Origin of the sequence: Achromobacter sp. (assembly GCF_036567245.1) — a bacterium.
In the GTDB taxonomy this organism is placed as follows: Bacteria; Pseudomonadota; Gammaproteobacteria; order Burkholderiales; family Burkholderiaceae_B; genus Achromobacter.
The window spans coordinates 1-3,758 of record NZ_DATCUY010000539.1; the positions used below are offsets into that span (position 1 = coordinate 1).

3 protein-coding genes are annotated in these 3,758 nt (G+C 68.1%); all 3 read right to left on the reverse strand.

The window, feature by feature from the left end:
- Positions 1–1,454 (reverse strand): DUF1800 domain-containing protein (locus VIR09_RS22895; protein ID WP_332014932.1); only part of this gene is annotated, 1,454 nt, incomplete at its 3' end.
- A 100-nt stretch (positions 1,455–1,554) separates the two neighbouring features.
- Positions 1,555–2,259, reverse strand: a complete 705-nt coding sequence (locus tag VIR09_RS22900) for an SDR family oxidoreductase (RefSeq protein ID WP_332014933.1) — start codon at positions 2,257–2,259, stop codon at positions 1,555–1,557.
- A gap of 19 nt (positions 2,260–2,278) precedes the next feature.
- Positions 2,279–3,613, reverse strand: a complete 1,335-nt coding sequence (locus tag VIR09_RS22905; RefSeq protein WP_332014934.1) for a sorbosone dehydrogenase family protein — start codon at positions 3,611–3,613, stop codon at positions 2,279–2,281.
- Positions 3,614–3,758 lie beyond the last annotated feature (145 nt).

Genomic DNA, 3,758 nt, shown 5'->3' on the forward strand with positions numbered 1-3,758 from the left:
GCGGTCTCGGCGGAGTAGGCGTCGCCCGCCAGCAGCAGCGCCACCCGCGCCACCAGCGCGGGCGGATCCTGCGCCAGCGCGATCTCGGCGGTGTAGGGGGTCTGCAGATCCTCCCAGCCCCGGTCCACATAGATGGCCAGGAAGTTCAGGTAGCCGGCGATGCTGGTCTCGTCGGTGATCTGCAGCTCCGGCGCCACCAGATGCTGGCGCGCCAGCTCCGTCACGGGCGGCACGTAGCGCGGGCGGAAGAAATTGAAGACGCTGGCCGAACGCATCGGGCTCTGGGCCAGGCGGATCGTGTTGTCGGTGGTGTCCGGCATGGCCCAGGCGCCGTTGTTGGAGGTGGCGCCGAACGCGCGCGCCCAGGCCGCAAAGCGCACGATGGGTTCGCGCACCTTGCCCCAGCCGGGCGCGGCCAGGTCGGGATTGCGCGCCTCGGGGTCTAGCAGAATGGCGCGCACCACGGCCTTCAAGTTGCCGCGCGTGCCAGTGCCGTCGTCGTCGAAGATGGCGGACACGCGCGCCACATAGGCGCGGCTGGGGTTGCTGGTGACCAGCCGCTGGATGAGCTGCGTGCCGATGAACGGGCCCACGTTGGGATGAACGCAGATGACTTCCATGGCGCGCTTGAGCGACAGATGGCCGTCGGTGCCGGCCGGCACTACCGCGCCCAGGAAGCGCTTTTCGGCCAGCGAATGCAGCGCGTTGTTCAGGGCCATGGGGCGGCGGTGAAACTCCACGTCGGTTTCCGGACCGTTGATGTCCCAGCCGGTGAAGACCTTGGCCAGGCCCTGCACGTCTGCGTTGGAATAGGTTTCCACCGGCGCGCCGTTCACCATCCTGACGGACCCGTCCGGTTCCAGTTCCAGCAGGCCGATGCTGAACAGTTGCATGACCTCGCGGGCATAGTTCTCGTCGGGATGGCGGCCGGTCTTGGGATCTTCCTTGCGGTTGCCGCGATAGGTCAGCATGCAGCCCATCGACAGGTTGCGGGTGACGGCGGTCAGCAGCTGCTGATAGTTGCCCAGGGCATGTTCGGCCAGCAGGTCCATGAAACCCGCAGCGCCGAACAGCGGCCAGGACGCGGTGATGGACGATACGCCCACCACGAAGATCTCGGACAGCGCGAACGCCACCCGCGTGCGCACCTGGTCCGGCGCGGCGATGAACTTGCGCCACAGCGTGGATTCCAGGGGGGCGTTGATGCCGTTGCCCTTGAACGCCTCGGTGTTCTTTTTCTGTTGCAGCAGCCAGTCGAAGTGGGTCTGCGATGGCGGCAGTGCCAGCTGCGCGTCCAGCCAGGCGGCGTAGCCGTCGCGCACCACCGCTTCGATGTCGGCGGGCGTGGGGCCGAACGTCGCCTGCGCCAGGAAGCGCGAGGCCTGGCCCGGGGTGGGTTTTGCGGGGGAGAGATCGGCGGACTGCGGCGCAGCCGCTGACGGCGTAGCGGACATGCGCAGGCACCTCGTCGAATGCGAAAACCTACGGTACTGAAGCCCCGGGCGGGCTTCAATACCGTCATTCGGACGAGGGACTAGTCCAAAAGAATGGGATTCAGACCGAACGCGTGATGCCGCCGTCGATGCGGATGTTCTGGCCGGTGATGTAGGACGATGCGTCGGAAGCCAGGAAGGCGATCAGGTCCGCGACTTCTTCGGCGGTGCCGTAGCGGCCCATCGGGATACGCGTACGGCGGTCTTCCTTTTCGGGCAGGCTGTCGATGAAGCCCGGCAGCACGTTGTTCATCCGCACATTGTGTTCGGCGTATTCGTCGGCGAACACCTTGGTGAAGGCGGCCAGCCCGGCGCGGAACACGCCGGACGTGGGGAAGAGCGCTTCCGGCTCGAAGGTGGCGTAGGTGGAAATATTGACGATGGCGCCGGATTTCTGCTGCTTCATCACCGGCGCGACCAGGCGCGCGATGCGCACCACGTTCAGCAGGTAGTACTCCATGCCCAGGTGCCAGTCGTCGTCGCTGATCTCCAGCAGCGGGCCCTTGGGGCCGTGGCCGGCGCTGTTGACCACGGCGTCGATCCTGCCCCATTTCTGCCGGGTGGCGTCCACCAGCCGCGCCAGGTCCTCGGGCGAGCGGTTGGACCCCGTGATGCCCAGGCCGCCCAGTTCCTGCGCCAGGGTCTCGCCCTTGCCGGAGGAAGACAGGATGGCCACGCGCCAGCCGTCGGCCGCCAGTTTGCGCGCCGCCGCCGCGCCCATGCCGCTGCCGCCGGCGGTGACGATCGCCACTTTTTCCGTGCTCATGCTCACTCCTGGTCTTGAATCATTGGGGAGCGGCCATTGTAGAAGCGGGACCGACCCGCCACACCACATTGCCGACGTCGTCCGCCACCAGCAGGCCGCCCTGGCGGTCTATGGCCACCCCTACCGGCCGCCCCTGGGCTTCGCCGCTTTCGTTCAGGAAGCCCGTCAGCACGTCGCGCGCGGCGCCATCCGGCCGGCCGTCGCGGAAGGGCACGAAGATGACCTTGTAGCCGCTGCGCGGATCGCGGTTCCAGGAACCGTGCTGGCCCACGAACATGCCTTCCGTGTACGGCGCGGGCAGCTTGGAGCCGCCCGACCAGGCCAGCCCCAGCGAGGCGGTGTGCGGACCGAGCGCGTAGTCGGGCACGATGGCGCGCGCCACCAGGTCCGGGCGCGGCGGCTGCACCCGGGTGTCGACGTGTTGGCCGAAGTAGCTGTAAGGCCAGCCATAGAAGCCGCCGTCGCGCACCGAGGTCATGTAGTCGGGCACCAGGTCGCTGCCCAGTTCGTCGCGCTCGTTGACCGAGGTCCATAGCGTCTTGCCGTCAGGCGCCCAGGCCATGCCTACCGGGTTGCGCAGGCCGGTGGCATACAGGCGCTTGTTGCCGCTGGCCACGTCGATCTCCCAGATGGCGGCGCGGCCCTCTTCGATGTCCATGCCGTTTTCGCCGACGTTGCTGTTGGAGCCCACCGACACGTAAAGCTTGCTGCCGTCGGGGCTGGCCAGCAGGTTCTTGGTCCAGTGATGGTTGATGCCGGCCGGCAGGTCGGTGACCTTCACGCCAGCGGCGCTGATCCGCTGCTGCCCCGTCTCATAGGGGAAGCGGACCACGGCGTCGGCATTGGCCACGTAGAGCTGATTGCCGATCAAGGCCATGCCGAACGGCGAATTCAGGCCCTCGAGCAGCACGCTGCGGGTGTCGGCGACGCCGTCGTGATTGCTGTCGCGCAGCAGGGTGATGCGGTTGGCGCTGTCGGTCCTGGCGCCGGCGCGTTTCATCACCAGGCCCGCGACCCAGCCCTTGAAGCCGCCGGAGGCCGATTCGGGCTTGGGCGGCGCATTGGTCTCGGCCACCAGCACGTCGCCGTTGGGCAGCACATACAGCCAGCGCGGATGGTCCAGGCCGCTGGCGAATTCGGTCACCGCCATGCCATTGGCGGCCGCGGGATGCGCGCCCGCGGGCCAGCCTATGGCCTTGGCCGTCTTCACGGTGGGTATGGTGGTGGGATTGGGGGCGGGCAGCTGGGGCGAAGGGCCCATGCCGGCCTCGACCGGCAGCGTGGCCATTTCGCCGCAGGCGTTGAGGGTGGCGACGGCCATCGCGGCGGCCAGCAGGAGGCGTGGTGTGGGCATGATGCATGCTCCGGGGGCGGTGAGGTCCATCATACGCTTGGGCCTGCGCCGGGCCGGGACGATCAGCGCATCTCGAACGCTTCCTGATGCCAGCGCACGCGCGCGCCGCCCAGCTTGCGCAGGCCGCGCCTGAGCGCATCCGCCA

What these genes read in the sequence shown, in the direction of transcription:
- VIR09_RS22900 (WP_332014933.1), bottom strand. Translation starts at nt 2,259, where the DNA reads ATGAGCACGGAAAAAGTGGCGATCGTCACCGCCGGCGGCAGCGGCATG.
- VIR09_RS22905 (WP_332014934.1), bottom strand. Translation starts at nt 3,613, where the DNA reads ATGCCCACACCACGCCTCCTGCTGGCCGCCGCGATGGCCGTCGCCACC.